We start from the raw sequence: 19,945 nt of genomic DNA, 5'->3' as shown, positions 1-19,945 counted from the left end.
GCGTGCTGGCCGCGGCCGGCATCGGCGCGCCCGAGCGCTTTTTCGCGACGCTGCGCGCGGCCGGCCTCGCGCCGGCGACCCGCGCGCTGCCCGATCACTACGCCTTCGAGCGCAATCCGTTCGCCGACGTCGACGCCGATGCGATCCTGATTACGGAAAAGGATGCGGTAAAATTGGCGGCCTGGCACGATGCGCGCATCTGGGTAGTCCCGGTCGAAGCCGCGCTCGATCATCGCCTCACTGCATTAGTTGTGGAGAAAGTCCGTGGACGCTCGCCTGCTTGAAATCCTCGTCTGCCCGATCTGCAAGGGCCCGCTCAGCTACGACCGCGCCGCGCAGGAACTGATCTGCAACGCGGACAAGCTCGCCTATCCGATCCGCGACGGCATCCCCGTGATGCTCGTCGACGAAGCGCGGCAAACCGTGGAAGGCACGCCGGTCGATCTGAATCCGGGTTCGGTTGCCTGAATCCGGTTGCCCGAAGCAAAGCGGCGAGTGCGGCAGTACACGGTTGAGAGGCACGCGGTTTCGCCGAGTTCTTCGCATCGCCCGTAGCCGCCGGTTCGCCGCCTTTCCGCAGATTCGCACGTCGTTCCACCGTTTTGCCGTTCAGCGCTGCTTGTCGTTTCAGCCCGAATCCGCGGCGCGCCGCGCGCGCAACCGCTTCCCTCGCTTTTATCGCCGCCCGCCTTTTCATTCGATGACCCACACCGCCACTCATCCGTTTATCGCCGTCGTGCCGGCCCGCCTCGCCTCGACGCGTCTGCCCAACAAGCCGCTCGCCGACATCGGCGGCAAGCCGATGGTGGTGCGGGTCGCCGAACGCGCGCGCGAGTCGGGTGCACAGCAGGTGCTGATCGCATCGGATGCGCAGGACGTGCTCGACGCGGCGCACGCTCACGGCTTCGACGCGGTGCTCACGCGCGCCGATCATCCGTCGGGCACGGACCGTCTCGCGGAAGTGGCGACGCGCTTCGGCTGGAGCGACGACACGATCGTCGTCAACGTGCAGGGCGACGAGCCGCTGATCGACCCCGCGCTCGTGCATGGTGTCGCCGCGCATCTCGCGGCCTCGAACGGCTGCGCGATCGCCACGGCCGCGCATCCGATCAGCGACCCCGCCGAAATCTTCAATCCGAACGTCGTCAAGGTCGTGCCCGATGCGCGCGGCGTCGCGCTGTACTTCTCGCGCGCGCCGATTCCGTGGGCGCGCGACGCATGGCAGCCGCACTGGCCGAACGTCGCGTCGATGCCCACGCCGCCCGCCCCTGCGGTCGTGTACCGGCATATCGGCCTGTATGCCTATCGCGCGAAATTCCTGCGCACGTACCCGAGTCTCGCGATCTCGCCGATCGAACAGGCCGAAGCGCTCGAACAGTTGCGCGCGATGTGGCACGGCGAGCGCATCGCCGTGCTCGTCACGCACGACGTGCCGCTGCCGGGTGTCGATACCCCCGCCGATCTCGCGCGCGTGCGGACTTTATTCGGGTCTTGAGCGCGGGAAGCCATGGCATAATCGGACGGTTGTGCGCGCCCCCATAACAGGCGACACCCAGGGTTGTCCCGATCGCAACGTTGCCTTCCGCAGCGCCGTCGTTTTCGACGTGCAGCGCGAAACGCGCAACGGCCAGCCGATGCGAGCCCTTCGGAGAGTCAGCGTCGCCGGGATAGTTGCCGCGTCACCAAAGAATTCACATAGATCTGGAGATATCACATGCGTTTGATCCTGTTGGGTGCACCAGGCGCGGGCAAGGGCACTCAGGCAAACTTCATCAAGGAAAAATTCGGCATTCCGCAAATTTCCACCGGCGACATGCTGCGCGCGGCCGTCAAGGCAGGCACGCCGCTCGGTCTCGAAGCGAAGCGCTTCATGGACGCGGGCGAGCTCGTCACGGACGAACTCATCATCAACCTCGTGAAAGAGCGTCTGCAACAGCCGGACTGCGCGAACGGCTATCTGTTCGACGGTTTCCCGCGCACGATTCCGCAAGCCGAGGCCATGAAGCAGGCCGGCGTCGCGATCGACTACGTGCTGGAAATCGACGTGCCGTTCGACGAGATCATCGAGCGCATGAGCGGCCGCCGCTCGCATCCGGCCTCGGGCCGCACGTATCACGTCAAGTTCAATCCGCCGAAGGTCGAAGGTATCGACGACGTGACCGGCGAGCCGCTGATCCAGCGCGACGACGACAAGGAAGAAACGGTCAAGAAGCGCCTCGAAGTGTACGAGTCGCAAACCAAGCCGCTGATCGACTACTACAACGACTGGGCCAATCACGGCGACGCCTCGACCCAGTTGAAGGCACCGCAATACCGCCGCATTTCGGGCCTCGGCAGCGTCGACGAAATCCGCGCCCGCGCGTTCGACGCGCTCAAGTAAGCACGCCGTCCGCCGCCTGCGTTCGACGAAAAACCCGCCTATTCCGGCGGGTTTTTCATTGATGCGCGCCGCTCGGAACGCGACCGACTTTTGCCGGGAGAAGGCATAGCGTCACACGGACGCGCTAGCCTTTTGCATCGCAGCACAACCGCTACAATCGGTCGGCGAACCCAGACTCGATCGAAACAGCACTGAGTAACCGCAGCAAAGGAGAAGACATGGAAATTCGTGACAACGCATTCCTGATCACCGGCGGTGCATCGGGTCTCGGCGCCGCTACCGCGCGCCTCATCGCCGAACACGGCGGCAAGGTCGCGCTCGCCGACCTCAACGTGGACGCGGGCGAAGCGCTCGCGGCGGAACTCGGCGGCGTGTTCGTCAAATGCGACGTGAGCCGCGAAGAGGACGCGACGCAGGCCGTCGAAGCCGCGGCCAAACTCGGCACGCTGCGCGGTCTCGTCAATTGCGCGGGCGTCGCGCCGGCCGCGAAAACCGTCGGCAAGGATGGCGCGCATCCGCTCGATCTGTTCGCGCGCACGATCTCGATCAACCTGGTCGGCACGTTCAACATGATCCGGCTCGCGGCAATGCAGATGTCGAAGAACGAACCGAACGCGTATGGCGAGCGCGGTGTGATCATCAGCACGGCGTCGGTCGCCGCGTACGATGGTCAGATCGGCCAGGCGGCCTACGCCGCGTCGAAGGGCGGCGTGGTCGGCATGACGCTGCCGATCGCGCGCGACCTGTCACGCAATGGCATTCGCGTCATGACGATTGCGCCCGGCATCTTCGAAACGCCAATGCTGCTCGGCATGCCGCAGGAAGTACAGGACGCGCTCGGTGCGATGGTGCCGTTCCCGCCGCGCCTCGGCAAACCGGCGGAATACGCGATGCTCGCCAAGCAGATCTTCGACAACCCGATGCTGAACGGCGAAGTGATCCGTCTGGACGGCGCGATTCGCATGCAGCCGAAGTGAAATGACGGCCGCCTGAAACGCGAGGCCATGCCGCCCTCGCGCGGCCTGCGGCGCGAAGCGAAAAAAAGCCTGCACACGAACCCTGTGCAGGCTTTTGCGTTTTATGCAGGCTTAAAACCGCTCGCGGCCGTTATGCGCTGTTATGCGCCAGCGCGCGCCGCCCTGCCCCCGTCATGCGCCGCCATCGTGCCGCGTGCGCTGCCGCAACTCATGCAGTTGCGACTCGACCACCGTGGCATCTTCCGCATCGGGGCGGTCACCGAGATAGTTTTCGAGGTCTTCGAGCGCGGGACGCAGATAGTCGAGCCGCGCATACGCGAAACCGCGATCGCGCACTTCCTCGATATTGTCCGGCAGCAGAATGACGAGCCGCTGCTGCACCGCGAGCAGCCGCTGCCAACGCTCGGTCTGCAGATAGATCGCCTTCAGATTGCGCAGCATCCGCGCGATGATCTCGCGGCGCGTGGCCGGCTGCAGCAGCATGCGCAATGCGCGGCCGATCGAGTCGCCAGCCGACGCCACGTACGGCTCGAGCATCTCGACCATCTGCGCTTCGGACAGCGAATGGCCGTTGGTCGGATCGAGCATCACGTCGCCGTCGGGCGTCGTCACGCGCAGCAGAAAGTGGCCCGGAAACGATACGCCGCGCACCGGAATACCCACCTGCTCGGCCATCTCCAGATACAGCACCGCGAGCGAAATCGGAATGCCGCGACGGCGCTTCAGCACCGCATTCAGATGGCTGTTATCGGGGTCGTAATAATCGTTGAGATTGCTGGCGAAACCGAGTTCGCGGAAAAAGAACCGGTTCAGCACGCCGACCTTCTGCCGGATGTCGGCATCCTCGGGCATATGGCGCCGCAGACGCAGCACCAGTTCATCGAGCTCGGACAGCGCCGCCTGCAGATCGAGGTCGGGATAGGCGTCCTGCGCGAGCGAGAGCGCCGTCTCGGTCAAGGGCAGGCTTTCGTCATCGGCGACGAGCGTGCTGAAATAATCGAGAACCCGCGTCATCGTGATCACTTCACTCGCCTTTTGAAATACGCGTACTTGAAGCCCATCAGCCAAAGCATACCGAAATATAGCGCGGCGAACAGCACGAGGCATGCGCCGAGCAGCACGATGCGGTTGAGCGGCTGGCTATGCATGCCGATCCAGTCGAAGCTGATCGCGAGCCAGCGCATCACCCCGGCCAGCACGAGACACGCGCCGAGCAACTGCACGAAAAACCTGAGCCAGCCGCTCGACGGCATGTAAATGCCGCGTTTGCGCAGACCGATAAACAGCAGCAAGGCGTTCATGCAGGCACCGAGCCCGACGCTCAGCGTCAGCCCCGCATGCGAGAACACCGGCACGAACACGTAATTGCTCAACTGCGTCACGATCAGCACGCCAACGCCGATCTTCACCGGCGTCTTGATGTCCTGCTTCGCGTAGAAGCCCGGCGCGAGAATCTTGATCATGATCAGGCCGATCAGGCCAACGCCATAGGCGGCGAGCGCGCGGCTCACCATCACGACCGAGTTGCCGTCGAACTTGCCGTAGTTGAACAGCACGGCGGTCAGCGGCTCGGCGAAGAAGAACAGCGCCACCGCGCTCGGCGCCGCGAGTAGGAACGTGACGCGCAGCCCCCAGTCGAGCAGCGACGAATACTCGTGCGAATCGGCGTCGACATGCGCCTTCGAGAGGCTCGGCAGCAGAATCGTGCCGAGCGCGACACCGAGCAGCGCGGTCGGAAACTCCATCAGCCGGTCGGCGTAGTTGATCCACGACACCGCGCCCGGACCGATGTGCGACGCGATGTTCGTGTTGATGATGAGGCTGATCTGCGCAACCGACACCGCGAACATCGCCGGCACCATCTTCGCGAGCACCCGCTTCACGCCGCGATGCGCGAGCGCGCGCAACGGATTCAGGCCGATGCGCGGCACCATGTCGATCTTCTTCAGGCCCGGCAGCTGCACGATGAACTGCAGCACGCCGCCGACGATCACCGCCCACGCGAGCGCGTAGACCGGCGTCTGCAGATGCGGCGCGACGAACACCGCGGCCGCGATGAAGGCGAGGTTCAGCAGCACCGGCGCGAACGCGGGCAGCGAGAAGTTCTTGTACGTGTTCAGCACGCCGGACGCGAGCGACGTCAGCGAGATGAAGATGATGTACGGGAACATGATGCGCGTCATCGCGACCGCGAGATCGTACGCGTGGCCCTCGTGCGCAAGGCCCGATGCGACCACGAACACAACGCCCGACGCGCCGAGCACGCCGAGCACCGACAGCACGGCGAGCGCCCACGCGAGCACGGTCGAGGTCGCGTCGACGAGTGCCTTGGTGGCGTCGTGGCCTTGCTGGTTCTTGAACTCCGCGAGGATCGGCACGAAGGCCTGCGAGAACGCGCCCTCGGCGGAAATCCGGCGCAGCAGGTTGGGAATGCGAAAGGCGACGTAGAACGCGTCAGTGTATTGACTGGCACCGAACGCACGGGCGATCAGCGTTTCACGGGCCAGTCCGGTCACGCGCGACAGCAGCGTGAAGCCGCTGACCGTCAGCAGGGCTCGGAATAGATTCATGGGGCGCTTATTATACGGGTGCCGCAAATGCGGACGACGAGCCGGAACGCGATTCGGACCGATTTGCCGCGAGGACGTTCGCGGCAATGGGCTGCAAAGCGTTGTTTTTCGTACTTTTCTGTGCTTTTTCCGGCTCGACGCGGCGGATTTTGCCGGCGAGTCGGATGGATGAGCCTCCCGGTTCGGTTCTCTGTTCAGGCCTGGCGCATACGGCCAGCGCTTCGCCCTTTCCTCTGCGGTTTCATAAGGCCAGCGCCCGAAGCATAGGTTTCCGGCATGACACCACGCCGGCCGCTGTTGCACAGTCACGCATTGTCGTTGCCACGTGCCTGATTTTGTTGCTATAATCGTCGGTTTCGAAGCTCGCTCAGTTTTCGAACGGTTTTTCGGACAAGATTCTCGGGTTGGCACCACGCCACCCGTCAATCCGCCGGAACAACCCGAAACACGGGCCCGCCTTCGCGTAGTTCGATCGATTTTTTCGACACTTTTGCGCCCTTGGGCAATCGCTTCCAGGGGTTCGGATCGAGAAGCAGCACCTCGCCACACGAATGGCGGGTACTGGAAACAGGAACAGGATAAGGAACCGTCATGGCTAACTCCGCACAAGCACGCAAGCGCGCCCGCCAGGCCGCGAAGGCAAACTCGCACAACTCGGCACTGCGCTCGAAGTTCCGCACGGCTATCAAGGCTGTCCGCAAGGCAATCGACGCAGGCGACCAGGCTAAGGCCGCTGAAATCTTCAAGGCATCGTCGAAGACCATCGACATCATCGCCGACAAGAACATCATTCACAAGAACAAGGCAGCTCGCCACAAGAGCCGCCTCGCTGCAGCCGTCAAGGGTCTGCAAGCGCCCGCAGCGCAGTAATTCCGGTCGGCCCGCTTCGGTGGGCCACCTCCTGTTTCCGCTGCACGAGAAGCCCGCTTTGGCGGGCTTTTTTGTTTCGCACGGGCCGTTTGCGCCCACGTTCCGGCAAACCACCGAGTTTGGCCCCGCCCGGCCGCAATGCCTCGCAATGCCTGGCCGTAAAAAAACCCGCTACTCGCGGGTTCTTGTTTTTGCCTCGACCGACCGGTCAGCCTGCCTCAGATCACGTGACGCTTGGCTTGCGGGGGCGGCGCGTGCTCGAGTTCCAGTTCGCAGGCCTCGGTCACGACGAGGTCGTTGTCTTTCGCGAAATTGAGCACGAAGTCGAAAGCCATCGGCTCGATGTCGCGCAGGCGCGAATCGAGAATCACGCATTTGAGGTCGCCGACCATGGTCGGCCGAACGTACAGCGAGTACTGCATATAGGCGTTCGGCCCCTTCCTCACACCGGGCCCAAAGGACGACATCACGCCCGCGAGCCGCTCCGACCAGTCGCTCGGCCGAAACTTTTTTCCGGTCGACGTGATGCCCTGAATGAAATATTCGATTGGAGCTGCTTCGGCCATGTAGGAATACCTGTGTAACTGCCCAGCGGATGACGGCAAACCGGCGATGCACCGGCCGTGCGCCCGGACTCGCCGCGGACGGCATGCACGGCAGTCGCTTGCGACCGCCTGCGACGCAGGCTGGCGCTGACGCAAACACTAACGAACCCACCACGAGAACGGCTGCGGGAACCGGCTGAACCGCCTTGACGCCTGCCAAGACGGCCACGCCGCGACAGGCTTTCCGCACCTTGCGAGCCGCGTTTGCGCCGTATTTCTCGATACGGAACATCGGCTTGCCGGGCTTGGGATAACCCTGAGATTATAGCGCAGCGGACCTTCTTCCGCACCGCACACAGGCACGCCGCGGTGTCCGCGAGACGCTTTCAGACCCCTCTCCCGGCCCTCTGGCCGACTCGTCAAACGGGGAGAAATCCTTTATCCTGCATTGAGTTACCACCAAACGACGGCGGCGCAGTCCGGCAACCCTGCCGGGTGAGACCGCCGTATTTGTTTTATGACCGCCAAGAAAATTCGCCACTACCTGCAGTTCAAGGATTTCTCGCTGGAAGACTACGAGTACGTGCTCGAACGCGCGCGCATCCTGAAACGCAAATTCAAGAACTACGAGACCTATCACCCGCTGCACGACCGCACGCTGGCGATGATCTTCGAAAAGAATTCGACGCGCACGCGTCTGTCGTTCGAGGCGGGCATCTTCCAGCTAGGTGGCCACGCGGTGTTCATGAGCACGCGCGACACGCAGCTTGGCCGCGGCGAGCCGATCGAAGACGCCGCGCAGGTCATTTCGCGCATGGTCGACATCATCATGATCCGCACGTTCGGCCAGGACATCCTCCAGCGCTTTGCCGACAACTCGCGCGTGCCGGTCATCAACGGGCTCACCAACGAATACCACCCGTGCCAGGTGCTCGCAGATATTTTCACGTACTTCGAGCATCGCGGCCCGATCCGCGGCAAGACGGTCGCCTGGGTCGGCGACGCGAACAACATGCTCTACACGTGGATCGAAGCCGCGCAGATTCTCGGCTTCAAGCTGCGCGTGTCCACGCCGCCGGGCTACAAGGTCGACCACGCGCTCGTCGCCGCCGAAAGCGCGCCGTTCTACGAAGAATTCGACGATCCGAACGAGGCCTGCGCGGGCGCCGACCTCGTGACGACCGACGTCTGGACCAGCATGGGCTTCGAGGCCGAAAACGAAGCGCGCAAGCAAGCCTTTGCTGACTGGTGCGTCGATGCCGACATGATGGCGCGCGCGCATCCGGACGCGCTCTTCATGCACTGCCTGCCCGCCCACCGCGGCGAGGAAGTCAGCGCGGAAGTGATCGACGGTCCGCAAAGCGTGGTGTGGGACGAGGCGGAAAACCGTCTGCACGTGCAAAAGGCGCTGATGGAATTCCTGCTGCTCGGCAAGCTCAACCACTGAGCATGGGCGCAAGCGCGACGGGGCCTTGAATACGAGGCAAGGCATCCGCCGCCGGCGTCACGCCCGGCATGCGTCCGGGGCGTCGCAAGCGCCCACGCAGCGGCACGACTGAAGCCAGAAACAAAAAAGCGCCGGGACAACACGCCCAGCGCTTTTTTTATTTCCGCCTCGACAAAACCCGAAACCGCGCGTCACAGGCACACCGGTTCCGCCTCCAGTTCCACGCCAAATTGTTCGAGCACGTCGCGCTGGATCGCCCGCGCGAGCGCCAGCACCTGTGCGCCGCTCGCGCCGCCGCGATTGACGAGCACGAGCGCCTGCCGGTCGTGCACGGCCGCCGCCCCCATCGCACGGCCTTTCCAGCCGCATCGGTCGATCAGCCAGCCCGCGGCCAGCTTCACCCGGCCATCGGGCTGCGGATAAGACACGACGTCGGGCTCGCGGCGCTTGAGCGCATCGAATTGCGCCGCTTCGATCACCGGATTCTTGAAGAAGCTGCCCGCGTTGCCGAGTTGCAGCGGATCGGGCAGCTTTGCGCGCCGCACCGCGACCACCGCGTCGAAGATCGCCTGCGCGGTCGGCTGCGGGCGCACGCCGCCGGCCGTCTCGGCGCTGACCTCATAGCCTTGCGCCGCCAGCTCGCGCGCCAGATCCGCGTAGCCGGCGCGCGGTTGCCAGTGCTTCGGCAAACGGAACGTCACCGAGGTAATCACGAAACGCTCGCGCCCTTCCCGCTTGAAGAAACTGTCGCGGTAGCCGAAACGGCACGCCTGCGCATCGAGTTCGATCGCTTCGCCGGTCGCCAGCTCGATCGCCCGCAGCGACACGAAGCGCTCGCACATCTCCAGCCCGTATGCGCCGATGTTCTGGATCGGCGCCGCGCCGACCGTGCCCGGAATCAGCGCGAGATTCTCGAGGCCGGGCAGCCCCTGCGCCAACGTCCACGCGACGAACTCGTGCCACGGCTCGCCGCCGGCGGCTTCGACGTACCAGGCGTCCTGATCCTCGCGCACGACGCGGCGGCCGCGCAGCGCCACCAGCAGCACGAGCCCGGCGAAGTCGCCGGTCAGCACGACGTTGCTGCCGCCGCCGAGCACGAGGCGCGGCAAGCCGGCGACGCGCGGATCGCGCACCGCGGCCAGCAGTTGCGGCTCGCGCTCGATCACGCAGGCAAACCGCGCACGCACGTCGAAGCCGAACGTGTTGTGTGCCTTCAGCGAATAGTCGGCGAGAAGCGCGGCGGAATCGGCAACGGAAGCGGCGGACGCCGCCACAGAAACGGCGGCAGAAGCAGCTACGGAACCGGCGGCGGAATCGGATCGGGACATCGGAGCGAAAATCAGGGGAAACGTCGACTGGCGACAAAGTAGCGCCGTCGGGCGCCGGATCGGCCGCTCTCGCGACACTGCGCGGCGGCCTTGGGCAAAAGGGAGCGGCGTCGGTAAAATGACGTCCGGTCCGTGATTATAGCGAGTGCCCCGCGAGCAGCCGACCGGCCGCGTCGCGCACCGCCGCACTATTGGGAGAATGCAATGCCATCGTTTGACGTCGTCTGCGAAGCGAACATGATCGAAGTCAAGAACGCGATCGAACAGTCCAACAAGGAAATTTCCACGCGCTTCGACTTCAAGGGCTCCGACGCGCGCGTCGAGCACAAGGAAAACGAACTCACCGCCTTCGCCGACGACGACTTCAAGCTCGGCCAGGTGAAAGACGTGCTGCTGTCGAAAATGGCCAAGCGCAATGTCGACGTGCGCTTTCTCGACTACGGCAAGATCGAGAAGATCGGCGGCGACAAGGTCAAGCAGGTCATCAAGATCAAGAAGGGCGTGTCCGGCGATCTGTCGAAGAAAATCGTGCGCATCGTGAAGGACAGCAAGATCAAGGTGCAGGCGAGCATTCAGGGCGACGCGGTGCGCGTGACCGGCGGCAAGCGCGACGATCTGCAAAGCGTGATCGCGCTGCTGCGCAAGGACGTGACCGACACGCCGCTCGACTTCAACAATTTCCGCGACTAGGCGACTAGGCGGCGAGGTTTGCGCGGGGCTGGCGGCAAGCCTCGCGCCAGCGCCCGGACGGCCGCCGCCGCGGTATCGGAAACATCGGCAAACCTTGCATCCGCGACGACTTGCGCGCCGAAGCGGACGTCAAAAAGCGGACGTCAAACCGCCACGGCCACTCAACCCCGCCTCAAAGATCGTTCCCCGCCGCCGGGCTCGCCGCCTTCTTCTTGTCGCCGATCCGGCTCTCCTGCCCGCGCATCAGCTTCGCGATATTGCCTCGATGGCGCCAGACGAGCAGCGCGCTCATCACCAGCACCGCCAGCGCGACGATGCGCGGCCCGAACAGGAACACGTAGAAGAGCGGCGCGAACACCGCCGAGCACAGCGCCGCGAGCGACGAATAGCGCGTGAAGAACGCGACGATCAGCCAGGTCAGCAGCGTGGCGACGCCAAGCGTCGGGTTGATCGCGAGCAGCACGCCGGCCGCGGTCGCCACGCCCTTGCCGCCCTTGAAGCGGAAGAAAACCGGATACAGGTGCCCGAGAAACACGGCGAGCGACGCAATTGCCACCGACTTGTCGTCGAGCCCGTAACGCAAGCCGACATGCACGACGAACCAGACCGGCAGCCAGCCCTTGAACGCGTCGCCGATCAGCGTGAGAATCGCCGCCTTCTTGCTGCCGCTGCGCAGCACGTTGGTGGCGCCGGGGTTGCCCGAGCCGTACGAACGCGGGTCGTCGAGACCCATCGCGGCGCTCACGATCACAGCGAACGACAGCGAACCGATCAGATAGGCAACGACAGCAACGATCACATTTTGCATCTGGGACTCTTATAAGGATCGCGGTCTGACACTCGACACCCCAACCGCATCAGGGCATGCCCGTCGAAACAGGGCGGCGCACATTCTACCGAACGCGTCCGCGCGAAAAACAGTCCGGCCAACATTCAGGCCGGCGTCGCCTGAAAAATCAGTCGACACTCGCGCACTGCACCGGCTGCGCCGCCAGCAATTCGGTGAGCACCTTCGGCTCGATGCTGACGAGAAAGCCGCGCCGCCCGCCGTTCAGCCAGATCCGGTCCATCTCGAGAATGCTCGACTCGACGTACACCGGCATCGGCTTGCGCGTGCCGAACGGCGACGTGCCGCCGATCAGATAACCCGAATGCCGGTTCGCGACGTCGGGCTTGCACGGCTCGACGCGCTTCGCGCCGATCTGCCGCGCGAGGTTCTTCGTGCTCACGGTGCGGTCGCCGTGCATCAGCACGATCAGCGGCTTCGCATGCTCGTCTTCCATCACGAGCGTCTTCACGACATGATGCTCGTCCACGCCGAGCTGGCGCGCCGATTCGCCGGTGCCGCCGTGCTCGACATAGTCGTAAGGATGCTCGCCGAAGGTGACGCCGTGGCGGCGCAACAGCTGTGTGGCCGGCGTTTCGGAGACGTGTCTGGATTTGCTCATCGGCGCATTGTAATGGCGAGTCCGCGCGACGGCTATTTGCCGAACGGCCAATTGTGCGGGTCCAGCGGCTGTGGCACGATCGTTCGGAATCAGGCTGGCGTGAGGAGACAGCGTTGAATCCGGTTTCATCCATCCGTTCCACGATCGACATTGCCGCGTTGCTCGCCGCCCTGCCCGCGCGCATCAGCGAAATTCCGGCGCTTGCCGCCGCGCGCGACTCGCGACCCTACCACCGCGATCGCCAAACCTCACCCGCGCGGATGATGCTGCGCATGCAGCGACTTCAACCGCTCGCGCGCGACGTGCGTGTAGATCTGCGTGGTCGAGATATCGGTATGGCCGAGCAGCAGTTGCACGACGCGCAAATCCGCGCCGTGATTGAGCAGATGCGTCGCGAACGCGTGCCGCAGCGTATGCGGCGACAACGGCGCATGCACGCCGGCCGCCTGCGCGTGCCGCTTGATGATGTTCCAGAACTGCTGGCGCGTCATGCCTTCCGCGCGCGTCGTGACGAACAGCGCGTCCGCCGCGTGCGCGCCGAGCAGCGCCGGGCGCGCGTCGCGCAGATAACGCGCGATCCACGCGTGCGCCTCTTCGCCGAACGGAATCAGGCGCTCTTTCGAGCCCTTACCGGTCACGCGCACGACGCCGTCGTTCAGGCTCACTTCCACGCTCTTCAGCGTGACGAGCTCGGTGACGCGCAGGCCGCTCGCGTACATCAGTTCGAGCATCGTGCGATCGCGCAAGCCGAGCGACGTGTCGATATCGGGCGCGCCGAGCAGTGCTTCGACCTGCGCCTCGCTCAGCGTGGACGGAAAACGCGGCGGCTGTTTCGCCGAGCGGATGCGCAGCGTCGGATCGACGGCCGCGCGATGCTCGCGCACCGCCCACGCGTAATAGCGGCGAAACACCGAGAGCCGCCGGTTCGCCGAGGTCGCCTTGTCCTTCTGCCGCACCGCGCTGTAGGCGGTCAGGTCGGCCTCGCTCGCGGTATCGAGCGACGCGTTGCGCGCGTGCGCGAGCCATTCGCAGAAGAGCCGCAGATCGCGGCGATACGCGTCGAGCGTGTTGCGCGACAGGCCATGTTCGAGCCACAGCGCGTCGCAGAATGCGTCGATCGACGCGCCGCTCGTGACGAGCAGCGGCGACGCGTTCGCCGCGTCGCCGGTATGCGCGGCGGCCGGTGCGACCGCCGCGATATCGGTGGAAATGTCGGTATCGGTCATGCTCATGCGTACGGAACACCCTCATGCGCGAGCAGCCAGCGCTTCACGTTGCGAAAGAAACCGTCGCCCGCATGATGCGCGAATCCGCCGATCCCGCTCGCACTCACGACGCGGTGACACGGAATCACGATCGGAAAGAAATTCGAGCCGCACGCCTGGCCGACCGCGCGCGGCACGCTACCCAACTGTTTGGCGAGCTGTCCATAGGTCAGCACGACGCCGGGCGGAATCTCGCTGATCGCCTGCCACACGCGCCGCTGGAACGCGCTGCCGCATGCGGCGAGCGGCAACTCGAACGGCGCGGATGCCTGCTCGAAGTAACGCTCGATCTGCGCGGCGGCCTCGCGCGCGAGCGGCGTATCGGGCGCGATATTGCGCGTCGACTGCGGCAGATAGACGATCTCGCGCACGGCCTCGCCTTCGAGACGGATGCCGACCTTGCCGAACGGCGCATCGATCACTGCGTTGAACATGATTGCCTGCTCCTCATTCGCGCGGCCTGAAGGATTGCATGACGCGCGGCACGGCGCAAGCAGCACGCCCGCGCCGCAGGTTTGCATGGCGCGTCCGCCATGTAGCGGACCTGCACCCCATGCCGGAATGCACTCCCAGCAAAGCTTTGCTGGAAAAGGTGGTCGGCAAACCCCGTCTAGAATCCGCCTATTTTTTAAGCGACTGAAAACCGCGTTACGCTAGAGTATACGCCGTTGGTTCTAGACACTTTTCCGCCATTGAGAGCACTCCTGCGCCACTACAGCGGGCGTGCTGGCTGGGCGCTTAAATAAGGGCTCTCGCGATTTGGCACTGGCTACGGCGGTTGGTCACTCAGCTCATAAGCCGCAGCAAACGTGTACCGATTCTGAAATTGCTAGAAACCCGCGCCGGTAGAATAACCAACGGTATTTCCGATAAACACCTGAACGGTTTCGTCCTCGTGTTCCCTGATATGGAGGGCCGTACCGTCCTCGTGCTCGATGCGGGTATACCTCTTCCACTAGCCACGTGATGCATATTGGCTAACACCAACTGACCTCCCGCAGCCTTCGTTGACAGTTGTCCACGATGTTGCAACGTATCGCAACCCCCAGTGCGGGTGATCCTGTGAGCTTGCAATCATCCACGTCGGCCTGCAATCCATCGGCACCGGCTCACATTATTTGCGACCAGCCGATTGCAAGCCCCGCAGATAGATGTGGACGATCATGCGCCCTCCTACATAACATGATTATTCAGATTTTCCGCTGAATAGTCGATTCGGAGAGCCCATGCTTCAATGCACCTTTAGATTGAACGGTAAGCCAATGAGTAAGTTCGAGATTGGCGCCCTGAAATTTGATGCTTTTTCGGGTCAAGGCAGTCATATCAATAAAGCATCCCTGTCATGCACACCGAACTATGGCGCAATTCCCGTCGGCAGATACTATATTTTTGATAGAAAGTCAGGCGGGACAGTAGGCCCTCTGATGGACTGGTTAAACCTGAATGGCAATAACAAGAGTGAGTGGTTTTCCCTTTATGCGATCGATGGGAGTATTGATGATGACCACGTTATTTGCGACGGTATCCTGCGTGGTAATTTCAGACTGCACCCCAAAGGCCGAATAGGAAAAAGCGAAGGTTGCGTGACGATTGAGAATCTTGGTGACTGGCATCGGATCCGTGCAATTCTCACTGATACACCCAAGCTGGCTGTTCCTGGGTCGCAGCTCAAAGCGTACGGGGAGCTGCCCGTGAAATGAAAAGGGTTCTGGTTTGCATAGCGATTGCTGCATGTCTGGTAGTTGCCATTTTCGCCAACGCATACTGGTGGGCCACACATCCAGACACCCCCTTGAATTTTTCAAATCCGGTCTGGAACTTCCTGCTTCTGAAATTCAAGTGCAAAACCGCATCTGACGAAGTTGATCTGGCATTCTTCATTTCATCAGCTGGCACCGTGTTTGCGTTCGTGGCAGCTATCCTGATCTACCGCCGGTGCATCGCCCGATACCGACAAAGGCTTGACGACTCACTGTAGGAGCTTGCAATCGGCTGGTTGCGCCGGTGTCGGTGGATTGCAAGCTCAGTCGCAGTTAATCTGAGCCGGGAGCTGCATCAGGACAGTTCGCGACGAAGGCTTGATCGTGGGCGATGATCTGCCGTTTCGTCGCCTCCGTATCGTCAGTACTTGCCGTGATGAACTTCACCCACTCGCAACCCTTGTCGACGATTGTCGTTGGAACGATCGGCGCCGACGGTAGCTGAACAGGCTGCTGGATAGCGCACCCTGACAGAACCGCCGCGAGAAGCACCCGTGCGATTTTCTTGATTGCTGGTCCTTTCTGAGCTCGGCCGAGCTCACCGGGCGCGAGCGCGGCCGCCTCCTTGTCAGCCTTCGCGCGATTAGCCATCGCCTGTTCCCCTGCCTGCGCCGCCGCAGCGTTGGCACGCCGTACACCAGGAGCGGATTGAATTCGATGTGGCGCCGCGCGAAGGCGCAGGCCGAAGTGACGCTCGACGTGCAGTTCAAGGACATCCGGGCCATCGGCGCGACCGACGCGGCGAAACGCGGCGAGCACCGCGAAGCGATCCAGACGCGCCTCGCGCACACGAGCGCGCAGACGACGGAGATCTACATCAAGGAGGCGATTCCAGAGACGTCGAGCATCGATCTGGATCTTCCGTGGGGGAGCAAAGTTCTAGACATTGTCTAGAATAGCGTCTAGAACGTGCTCAAAACTTGAGCGGCGAGCGCAAATGAAAAACCCGCACAGCGCCCCGCCGCCGCGAATTGCGGCTGCCGAATTACAGCTACCGAATTGCAGCTACTCTACGCCGCTTCGAGCGCCCACTCCACGTGCTCGCGCACGATGTCGGAAGGATCGCCGGCACGCGCCCGCAATGCCGCGACGATCTCCGCGCGCGCCTTTTCGCCGAGACTCTGCGGCGCCGCGCGCAACGCGTTGCCCATCCCCACCGCGAGATTGCGCAGCCAGCTCTCGTAGCCGATGCGGCGAATCGCACTGCCCTGCATGCGCGTATCGAATTCGTCCGCGCTCCATGCGAACAGCTCGGCGAGCGACGCGCGATCGAGCCCGTGCCGCACGTCGAAATCCGCGACCGGCGCGGCCTGCGCGAACTTGTTCCACGGACACACGAGCTGGCAATCGTCGCAGCCATAGACACGATTGCCGATCAGCGGACGCAGGTCGAGGGGAATCCGGCCCTTCAGTTCGATCGTCAGATACGAGATGCAGCGGCGCGCATCGACCTTGTAAGGCGCGACGATCGCGCCGGTCGGGCACGCATCGAGGCAACGCGAGCAACTGCCGCAATGCGAGCCCGGCGTTTCGGGCGCGACCTCGGGCGAGGTTTCGGCATCGGTCGGCAGCGCGACGTCGACGTAGATTTCGCCGAGAAAAAACAGCGAGCCCGCGTCACGTTGTAACAGCAACGTATGCTTGCCGCGCCAGCCGATGCCCGCCTTCTGCGCCAGCTCGACTTCGAGCACCGGCGCCGAATCGGTGAACACGCGATAGCCGAACGGCCCGATTGCCGCTTCGATTCTATCGGCCAATTGTTGCAGGCGTTGACGCATCACCTTGTGATAGTCGCGGCCGCGCGCATAGACCGACACCACCGCCGCCGACGGGTCCGCGAGCCGCGCATGCTCGGCCGCGCGCCAGTTGCGCGGGCGCGCGGCGTCTTGCGGCGAGCTTTCGGAAGCGTGTTCATGCGCACCCCCGCGCGCACCTTCCGACACATCTTCCAGCGCACTTTCAGAGGCCTCGCCACTGAGCGTCGAGGCGGGCAGATAAGCGATGCGCGCGGTAATCACACGTCGCGTTCCGGCCACAAGCTCGGCCGGCCTCGCGCGTTTCATGCCGTGTTTCGCCATATAATCCATCTCGCCGTGGCACCCTGCTTCCAGCCACGCTGCAAGCGGCGCTTCAGCGGCGGAAAGATCGGTGTCGCTGATGCCGATCGCCCCGAAACCAAGCTCGTGGCCCCACGTCTTGATGTCGAACGCGAGCGCATGCAGCGCCGCCGCATCGAGAGCATGCGCGGCCGGCCCGGCATCGACCGATGCGGGCTCGCATGAAACAGGGGACGTCGAACTTCGGTTCATCACGCCATTTTACGAGAATGCCTGCCAATCCCGATCACGCGCACCTGCCATCCGCTCCCGTCCTGCTCGAACGCGCCTTCGCGCTCGCGGACGAAGCCGCCACGCATGCGTTCGGCGAGCGTTTCGCGCGGGCCATCGAAGGCGTGCGCGAGGCGACGCAACAGCAGGCGCAACGGCGGGTGCAGCAGGCACCGCTGTCGGCACGGCAGCCCGAAGCGGCAAACAACGCGGCAAGCAGCCAGGCATTCCACGGTCTGCAGGTGCAGCTCATCGGCGACCTCGGCGCCGGCAAAACCACGCTCGTGCGCGCGACCTTGCGCGGCCTCGGCCACACCGGCCGCGTGCGCAGTCCCACCTATACGCTCGTCGAACCCTATGTGCTCGAACGGCCCAATGGGGAACTCGGGGAACTCGCGCTCTATCACTTCGATCTGTACAGATTCAGCGATCCGGCCGAATGGGCCGACGCGGGCTTTCGCGAATATTTCGACAGCGGCGCGGTCTGCCTCGTCGAATGGCCGCAACGCGCGGGCCCGCTGCTCGGCATACCGGATCTCGTCTTCTCGCTTGCGCTCGACGGTGACGGAGACGCACGCGTACTCGTCGCACGGGCATATAGCGAATCAGGAAAGGCATGTCTCGAAAGATGTTGATCAAACCGTTCCACTCGATCGAATCCGCCGCGGGCGCCACGCATAACTGGCGGCGCCGGCAGATTCTGCGGGCAGGCGCGTCCACGCTGGTGCTCGGCCTCGTCGCGCCGCGTCTCGCCTTCGCGAGCTCGGTGCTCGGCGTGCGCGTATGGCCCGCGCGCGACTACACGCGCGTGACGATCGAATCCGATCAGCCGCTGCAGAATACGCAGCAACTGCTGCAGGGACCGGACCGGCTCGTCGTCGATCTGAGCGGTCTCGATCTCGATCAGGCGCTCAAGGACCTCGTCTCCAAGATCACGCCGAACGATCCGCAGATTTCGTCGGTGCGCGTCGGGCAATATCAGCCGCACGTCGTGCGTATGGTGTTCGATCTGAAGGGTTCGGTGAAGCCGCAGGTGTTCACCCTGCAACCGGTCGGCGCGTACAAGTACCGGCTCGTGTTCGATCTGTATCCGGCCGTCGCGCCCGATCCGCTGATGGACCTGCTCGCGCAGACCGAGCGCAAGCAGCAGGCCCTCAACGAGGAAAACAGCGCGCCGCCCGCAGCGCTCGCCGGGCCCGGCACCACGCCGCCCGCCGACAACAGCGAGGCGTTCTTCGAGCGCTATGCGCAGAACGGCGGCGCGGGCACAAGCGCCGGCAATGGCGCCGCTGGCGTGCCGCATCCGCCCGCGCATGGCGCGACGCCGCCGTCCGCGCCGGTTATCGCCGGCCGGCAGGCAACGCCGGCCGCGCCTTCCGCACCGCCCACCGCGCTCGCCCGCAACAAGGGGGGCAACACCAACGGCAGCAGCGCCGCCCACGGCCTCGACAACGATAACGACACCCTTGGCGGCAGCGACGACACCTACGCGTTCAGCACGCCGAAATCGGGCCGCAGCAACACCGTGCGCCTGCTCACGGTCGCGATCGACCCGGGTCACGGCGGCGAGGACCCTGGCGCGATCGGCGGCGCGGGCACGTACGAGAAGCACATCGCGCTCGACATCGCGAAGAAGCTGCGCGCAAAGATCGACGCGCAGCCGAACATGCGCTCGATGATGACGCGCGACGCCGACTTCTTCGTGCCGCTCAACGTACGTGTGCAGAAGGCGCGCCGCGTCGGCGCGGACCTGTTCGTGTCGATCCACGCCGATGCGTTCACGACGCCCGAGGCGAAGGGCTCGTCGGTATTCGCGCTATCGGAGCATGGCGCGTCGAGCGCGGCCGCGCGCTGGATGGCGAACAAGGAAAACTCGTCGGACTCGATCGGCGGCATCAACGTCAAATCGGCCGATGCGACCGTGAACCGCGCGCTGTTCGATATGTCGACCACCGCGCAGATTCGCGACTCGATGCGCTACGGCAATTTCGTGCTGAAGGAAATCGGCGACATCAACAAGCTGCACAAGGGCTCGGTCGAGCAGGCCGGCTTCGCGGTGCTGAAGGCGCCGGACATTCCGTCGATCCTCGTCGAGACCGCGTTCATCAGCAACCCGGACGAAGAGCGGCGCCTGAACGACGACGCCTATCGCGACAGGATGGCCAACGCGATCCTGAGCGGCATCAAGCGCTATTTCGCGGCGAATCCGCCGCTCGCCAAGAGTCGCATGACGTAACGATGCGCGCGAGGGCGTGCTATCCGGTGTCACGCACGATGCAATAAAAAACGGCCATAAGGCCGTTTTTTATTGCTCGCCCGAAAACCGCGGTGCGCCGCC

At 63.9% G+C, this 19,945-nt stretch carries 23 protein-coding genes; 12 read left to right on the top strand and 11 right to left on the bottom strand.

The genetic code is table 11. From position 1 onward, the window contains the following. The 5 genes from F3J20_RS17335 to F3J20_RS17315 form a co-directional block, all read left to right on the top strand. The coding region (locus tag F3J20_RS17335) for a tetraacyldisaccharide 4'-kinase (RefSeq protein WP_205299322.1) at positions 1–284 on the top strand (284 nt) is incomplete at its 5' end. Beyond that, positions 265–468, top strand: a complete 204-nt coding sequence (locus F3J20_RS17330) for a Trm112 family protein (RefSeq protein WP_007180583.1) — start codon at positions 265–267, stop codon at positions 466–468. The genes F3J20_RS17335 and F3J20_RS17330, both read left to right, overlap by 20 nt. A gap of 232 nt (positions 469–700) precedes the next feature. Further along, on the top strand, positions 701–1,495 hold the full coding sequence (gene kdsB / locus F3J20_RS17325) for a 3-deoxy-manno-octulosonate cytidylyltransferase (RefSeq protein WP_167284010.1): 795 nt from the start codon (positions 701–703) through the stop codon (positions 1,493–1,495). Positions 1,496–1,714: 219 nt separating this feature from the next. After that, positions 1,715–2,380 (top strand): adenylate kinase, encoded by a 666-nt coding sequence (adk, locus tag F3J20_RS17320; RefSeq protein ID WP_167041031.1) that lies wholly within the window; start codon positions 1,715–1,717, stop codon positions 2,378–2,380. A 218-nt stretch (positions 2,381–2,598) separates the two neighbouring features. Next, entirely contained in the window at positions 2,599–3,357 is a 759-nt protein-coding gene (locus F3J20_RS17315; protein WP_167284009.1) for a 3-hydroxyacyl-CoA dehydrogenase, read from the top strand. A gap of 171 nt (positions 3,358–3,528) precedes the next feature. On the opposite strand, the gene F3J20_RS17310 is transcribed toward F3J20_RS17315, so the two are convergent. The 3 genes from F3J20_RS17310 to F3J20_RS17300 form a co-directional block, all read right to left on the bottom strand. After that, positions 3,529–4,371 (bottom strand): SirB1 family protein, encoded by an 843-nt coding sequence (locus tag F3J20_RS17310; RefSeq protein WP_167041257.1) that lies wholly within the window; start codon positions 4,369–4,371, stop codon positions 3,529–3,531. 5 nt (positions 4,372–4,376) lie between these two features. Continuing rightward, positions 4,377–5,927, bottom strand: a complete 1,551-nt coding sequence (murJ, locus tag F3J20_RS17305) for a murein biosynthesis integral membrane protein MurJ (protein ID WP_167284008.1) — start codon at positions 5,925–5,927, stop codon at positions 4,377–4,379. Positions 5,928–6,349: 422 nt separating this feature from the next. Next, positions 6,350–6,520 carry a hypothetical protein gene (locus F3J20_RS17300; protein WP_167041025.1) on the bottom strand — a complete coding sequence of 57 codons (171 nt, stop codon included), beginning with the start codon at positions 6,518–6,520 and terminating at the stop codon, positions 6,350–6,352. Here F3J20_RS17300 and rpsT point away from each other — a divergent pair. Beyond that, positions 6,519–6,797: a 30S ribosomal protein S20 gene (gene rpsT / locus F3J20_RS17295; protein WP_167041022.1), complete on the top strand. Its 279-nt coding sequence runs from the start codon at positions 6,519–6,521 to the stop codon at positions 6,795–6,797. The genes F3J20_RS17300 and rpsT overlap by 2 nt on opposite strands. A 218-nt stretch (positions 6,798–7,015) precedes the next feature. On the opposite strand, the gene F3J20_RS17290 is transcribed toward rpsT, so the two are convergent. Next, positions 7,016–7,363 carry a DUF3579 domain-containing protein gene (locus tag F3J20_RS17290; protein WP_167041020.1) on the bottom strand — a complete coding sequence of 116 codons (348 nt, stop codon included), beginning with the start codon at positions 7,361–7,363 and terminating at the stop codon, positions 7,016–7,018. Between the two features lie 496 nt (positions 7,364–7,859). Between F3J20_RS17290 and argF the strand changes: the two genes are divergently transcribed. Then, positions 7,860–8,789, top strand: coding sequence for an ornithine carbamoyltransferase (gene argF, locus F3J20_RS17285; protein ID WP_167041017.1), 930 nt, complete (start codon positions 7,860–7,862; stop codon positions 8,787–8,789). A gap of 191 nt (positions 8,790–8,980) precedes the next feature. Here argF and murB read toward each other — a convergent pair whose 3' ends face one another. Then, on the bottom strand, positions 8,981–10,117 hold the full coding sequence (gene murB, locus F3J20_RS17280) for a UDP-N-acetylmuramate dehydrogenase (protein WP_167284007.1): 1,137 nt from the start codon (positions 10,115–10,117) through the stop codon (positions 8,981–8,983). A 204-nt stretch (positions 10,118–10,321) separates the two neighbouring features. On the opposite strand from murB, the gene F3J20_RS17275 reads away from it, so the two are divergent. Next, on the top strand, positions 10,322–10,807 hold the full coding sequence (locus F3J20_RS17275; protein ID WP_167041012.1) for a YajQ family cyclic di-GMP-binding protein: 486 nt from the start codon (positions 10,322–10,324) through the stop codon (positions 10,805–10,807). A gap of 172 nt (positions 10,808–10,979) precedes the next feature. Here the strand turns inward: F3J20_RS17275 and plsY are convergent, their stop codons facing one another. From plsY to F3J20_RS17255, 4 genes are all read right to left on the bottom strand, one after another. Continuing rightward, entirely contained in the window at positions 10,980–11,615 is a 636-nt protein-coding gene (gene plsY, locus F3J20_RS17270) for a glycerol-3-phosphate 1-O-acyltransferase PlsY (protein ID WP_167284006.1), read from the bottom strand. A gap of 148 nt (positions 11,616–11,763) precedes the next feature. Further along, complete coding sequence (ybaK, locus tag F3J20_RS17265; RefSeq protein WP_167284005.1) at positions 11,764–12,255, bottom strand: Cys-tRNA(Pro) deacylase; 492 nt, start codon at positions 12,253–12,255, stop codon at positions 11,764–11,766. Between the two features lie 248 nt (positions 12,256–12,503). After that, positions 12,504–13,481 (bottom strand): site-specific tyrosine recombinase XerD, encoded by a 978-nt coding sequence (xerD, locus tag F3J20_RS17260; protein ID WP_205299321.1) that lies wholly within the window; start codon positions 13,479–13,481, stop codon positions 12,504–12,506. Between the two features lie 2 nt (positions 13,482–13,483). Then, on the bottom strand, positions 13,484–13,954 hold the full coding sequence (locus F3J20_RS17255; RefSeq protein WP_167041005.1) for a methylated-DNA--[protein]-cysteine S-methyltransferase: 471 nt from the start codon (positions 13,952–13,954) through the stop codon (positions 13,484–13,486). Positions 13,955–14,746: 792 nt separating this feature from the next. Between F3J20_RS17255 and F3J20_RS17250 the strand changes: the two genes are divergently transcribed. Beyond that, the gene (locus tag F3J20_RS17250) at positions 14,747–15,220 is read left to right on the top strand and encodes a DUF2778 domain-containing protein (protein ID WP_167284004.1); all 474 of its coding nucleotides are present in this window, start codon (positions 14,747–14,749) and stop codon (positions 15,218–15,220) included. A 333-nt stretch (positions 15,221–15,553) separates the two neighbouring features. On the opposite strand, the gene F3J20_RS17245 is transcribed toward F3J20_RS17250, so the two are convergent. Next, entirely contained in the window at positions 15,554–15,871 is a 318-nt protein-coding gene (locus F3J20_RS17245; RefSeq protein ID WP_167284003.1) for a hypothetical protein, read from the bottom strand. On the opposite strand from F3J20_RS17245, the gene F3J20_RS17240 reads away from it, so the two are divergent. Further along, complete coding sequence (locus F3J20_RS17240; protein WP_345889897.1) at positions 15,803–16,174, top strand: tyrosine-type recombinase/integrase; 372 nt, start codon at positions 15,803–15,805, stop codon at positions 16,172–16,174. The genes F3J20_RS17245 and F3J20_RS17240 overlap by 69 nt on opposite strands. A 116-nt stretch (positions 16,175–16,290) precedes the next feature. Here the strand turns inward: F3J20_RS17240 and queG are convergent, their stop codons facing one another. Next, complete coding sequence (gene queG, locus F3J20_RS17235) at positions 16,291–17,589, bottom strand: tRNA epoxyqueuosine(34) reductase QueG (RefSeq protein ID WP_167284001.1); 1,299 nt, start codon at positions 17,587–17,589, stop codon at positions 16,291–16,293. Positions 17,590–17,606: 17 nt separating this feature from the next. Between queG and tsaE the strand changes: the two genes are divergently transcribed. Together tsaE and F3J20_RS17225 are read left to right on the top strand one after the other, a co-directional pair. Beyond that, the gene (tsaE, locus tag F3J20_RS17230; RefSeq protein ID WP_167284000.1) at positions 17,607–18,242 is read left to right on the top strand and encodes a tRNA (adenosine(37)-N6)-threonylcarbamoyltransferase complex ATPase subunit type 1 TsaE; all 636 of its coding nucleotides are present in this window, start codon (positions 17,607–17,609) and stop codon (positions 18,240–18,242) included. Further along, positions 18,224–19,843: an N-acetylmuramoyl-L-alanine amidase gene (locus tag F3J20_RS17225; RefSeq protein WP_167283999.1), complete on the top strand. Its 1,620-nt coding sequence runs from the start codon at positions 18,224–18,226 to the stop codon at positions 19,841–19,843. Before tsaE ends, F3J20_RS17225 begins: the two co-directional genes overlap by 19 nt. Positions 19,844–19,945 lie beyond the last annotated feature (102 nt).

The organism is Paraburkholderia sp. Cy-641 (genome assembly GCF_011752945.1).
In the GTDB taxonomy this organism is placed as follows: Bacteria; Pseudomonadota; Gammaproteobacteria; order Burkholderiales; family Burkholderiaceae; genus Paraburkholderia.
Note: the sequence above shows the minus strand (reverse complement) of the source record. Positions and strands in the feature narration are given on the sequence as shown.

What these genes read in the sequence shown, in the direction of transcription:
- ybaK (WP_167284005.1), bottom strand. Translation starts at nt 12,255, where the DNA reads ATGAGCAAATCCAGACACGTCTCCGAAACGCCGGCCACACAGCTGTTG.
- plsY (WP_167284006.1), bottom strand. Translation starts at nt 11,615, where the DNA reads ATGCAAAATGTGATCGTTGCTGTCGTTGCCTATCTGATCGGTTCGCTG.
- F3J20_RS17255 (WP_167041005.1), bottom strand. Translation starts at nt 13,954, where the DNA reads ATGTTCAACGCAGTGATCGATGCGCCGTTCGGCAAGGTCGGCATCCGT.
- kdsB (WP_167284010.1), top strand. Translation starts at nt 701, where the DNA reads ATGACCCACACCGCCACTCATCCGTTTATCGCCGTCGTGCCGGCCCGC.
- murJ (WP_167284008.1), bottom strand. Translation starts at nt 5,927, where the DNA reads ATGAATCTATTCCGAGCCCTGCTGACGGTCAGCGGCTTCACGCTGCTG.
- F3J20_RS17250 (WP_167284004.1), top strand. Translation starts at nt 14,747, where the DNA reads ATGCTTCAATGCACCTTTAGATTGAACGGTAAGCCAATGAGTAAGTTC.
- F3J20_RS17310 (WP_167041257.1), bottom strand. Translation starts at nt 4,371, where the DNA reads ATGACGCGGGTTCTCGATTATTTCAGCACGCTCGTCGCCGATGACGAA.
- F3J20_RS17315 (WP_167284009.1), top strand. Translation starts at nt 2,599, where the DNA reads ATGGAAATTCGTGACAACGCATTCCTGATCACCGGCGGTGCATCGGGT.
- rpsT (WP_167041022.1), top strand. Translation starts at nt 6,519, where the DNA reads ATGGCTAACTCCGCACAAGCACGCAAGCGCGCCCGCCAGGCCGCGAAG.
- xerD (WP_205299321.1), bottom strand. Translation starts at nt 13,481, where the DNA reads ATGACCGATACCGACATTTCCACCGATATCGCGGCGGTCGCACCGGCC.
- F3J20_RS17225 (WP_167283999.1), top strand. Translation starts at nt 18,224, where the DNA reads ATGTCTCGAAAGATGTTGATCAAACCGTTCCACTCGATCGAATCCGCC.
- queG (WP_167284001.1), bottom strand. Translation starts at nt 17,589, where the DNA reads ATGAACCGAAGTTCGACGTCCCCTGTTTCATGCGAGCCCGCATCGGTC.
- adk (WP_167041031.1), top strand. Translation starts at nt 1,715, where the DNA reads ATGCGTTTGATCCTGTTGGGTGCACCAGGCGCGGGCAAGGGCACTCAG.
- tsaE (WP_167284000.1), top strand. Translation starts at nt 17,607, where the DNA reads ATGCCTGCCAATCCCGATCACGCGCACCTGCCATCCGCTCCCGTCCTG.
- murB (WP_167284007.1), bottom strand. Translation starts at nt 10,117, where the DNA reads ATGTCCCGATCCGATTCCGCCGCCGGTTCCGTAGCTGCTTCTGCCGCC.
- F3J20_RS17245 (WP_167284003.1), bottom strand. Translation starts at nt 15,871, where the DNA reads ATGGCTAATCGCGCGAAGGCTGACAAGGAGGCGGCCGCGCTCGCGCCC.
- F3J20_RS17275 (WP_167041012.1), top strand. Translation starts at nt 10,322, where the DNA reads ATGCCATCGTTTGACGTCGTCTGCGAAGCGAACATGATCGAAGTCAAG.
- F3J20_RS17300 (WP_167041025.1), bottom strand. Translation starts at nt 6,520, where the DNA reads ATGACGGTTCCTTATCCTGTTCCTGTTTCCAGTACCCGCCATTCGTGT.
- F3J20_RS17290 (WP_167041020.1), bottom strand. Translation starts at nt 7,363, where the DNA reads ATGGCCGAAGCAGCTCCAATCGAATATTTCATTCAGGGCATCACGTCG.
- argF (WP_167041017.1), top strand. Translation starts at nt 7,860, where the DNA reads ATGACCGCCAAGAAAATTCGCCACTACCTGCAGTTCAAGGATTTCTCG.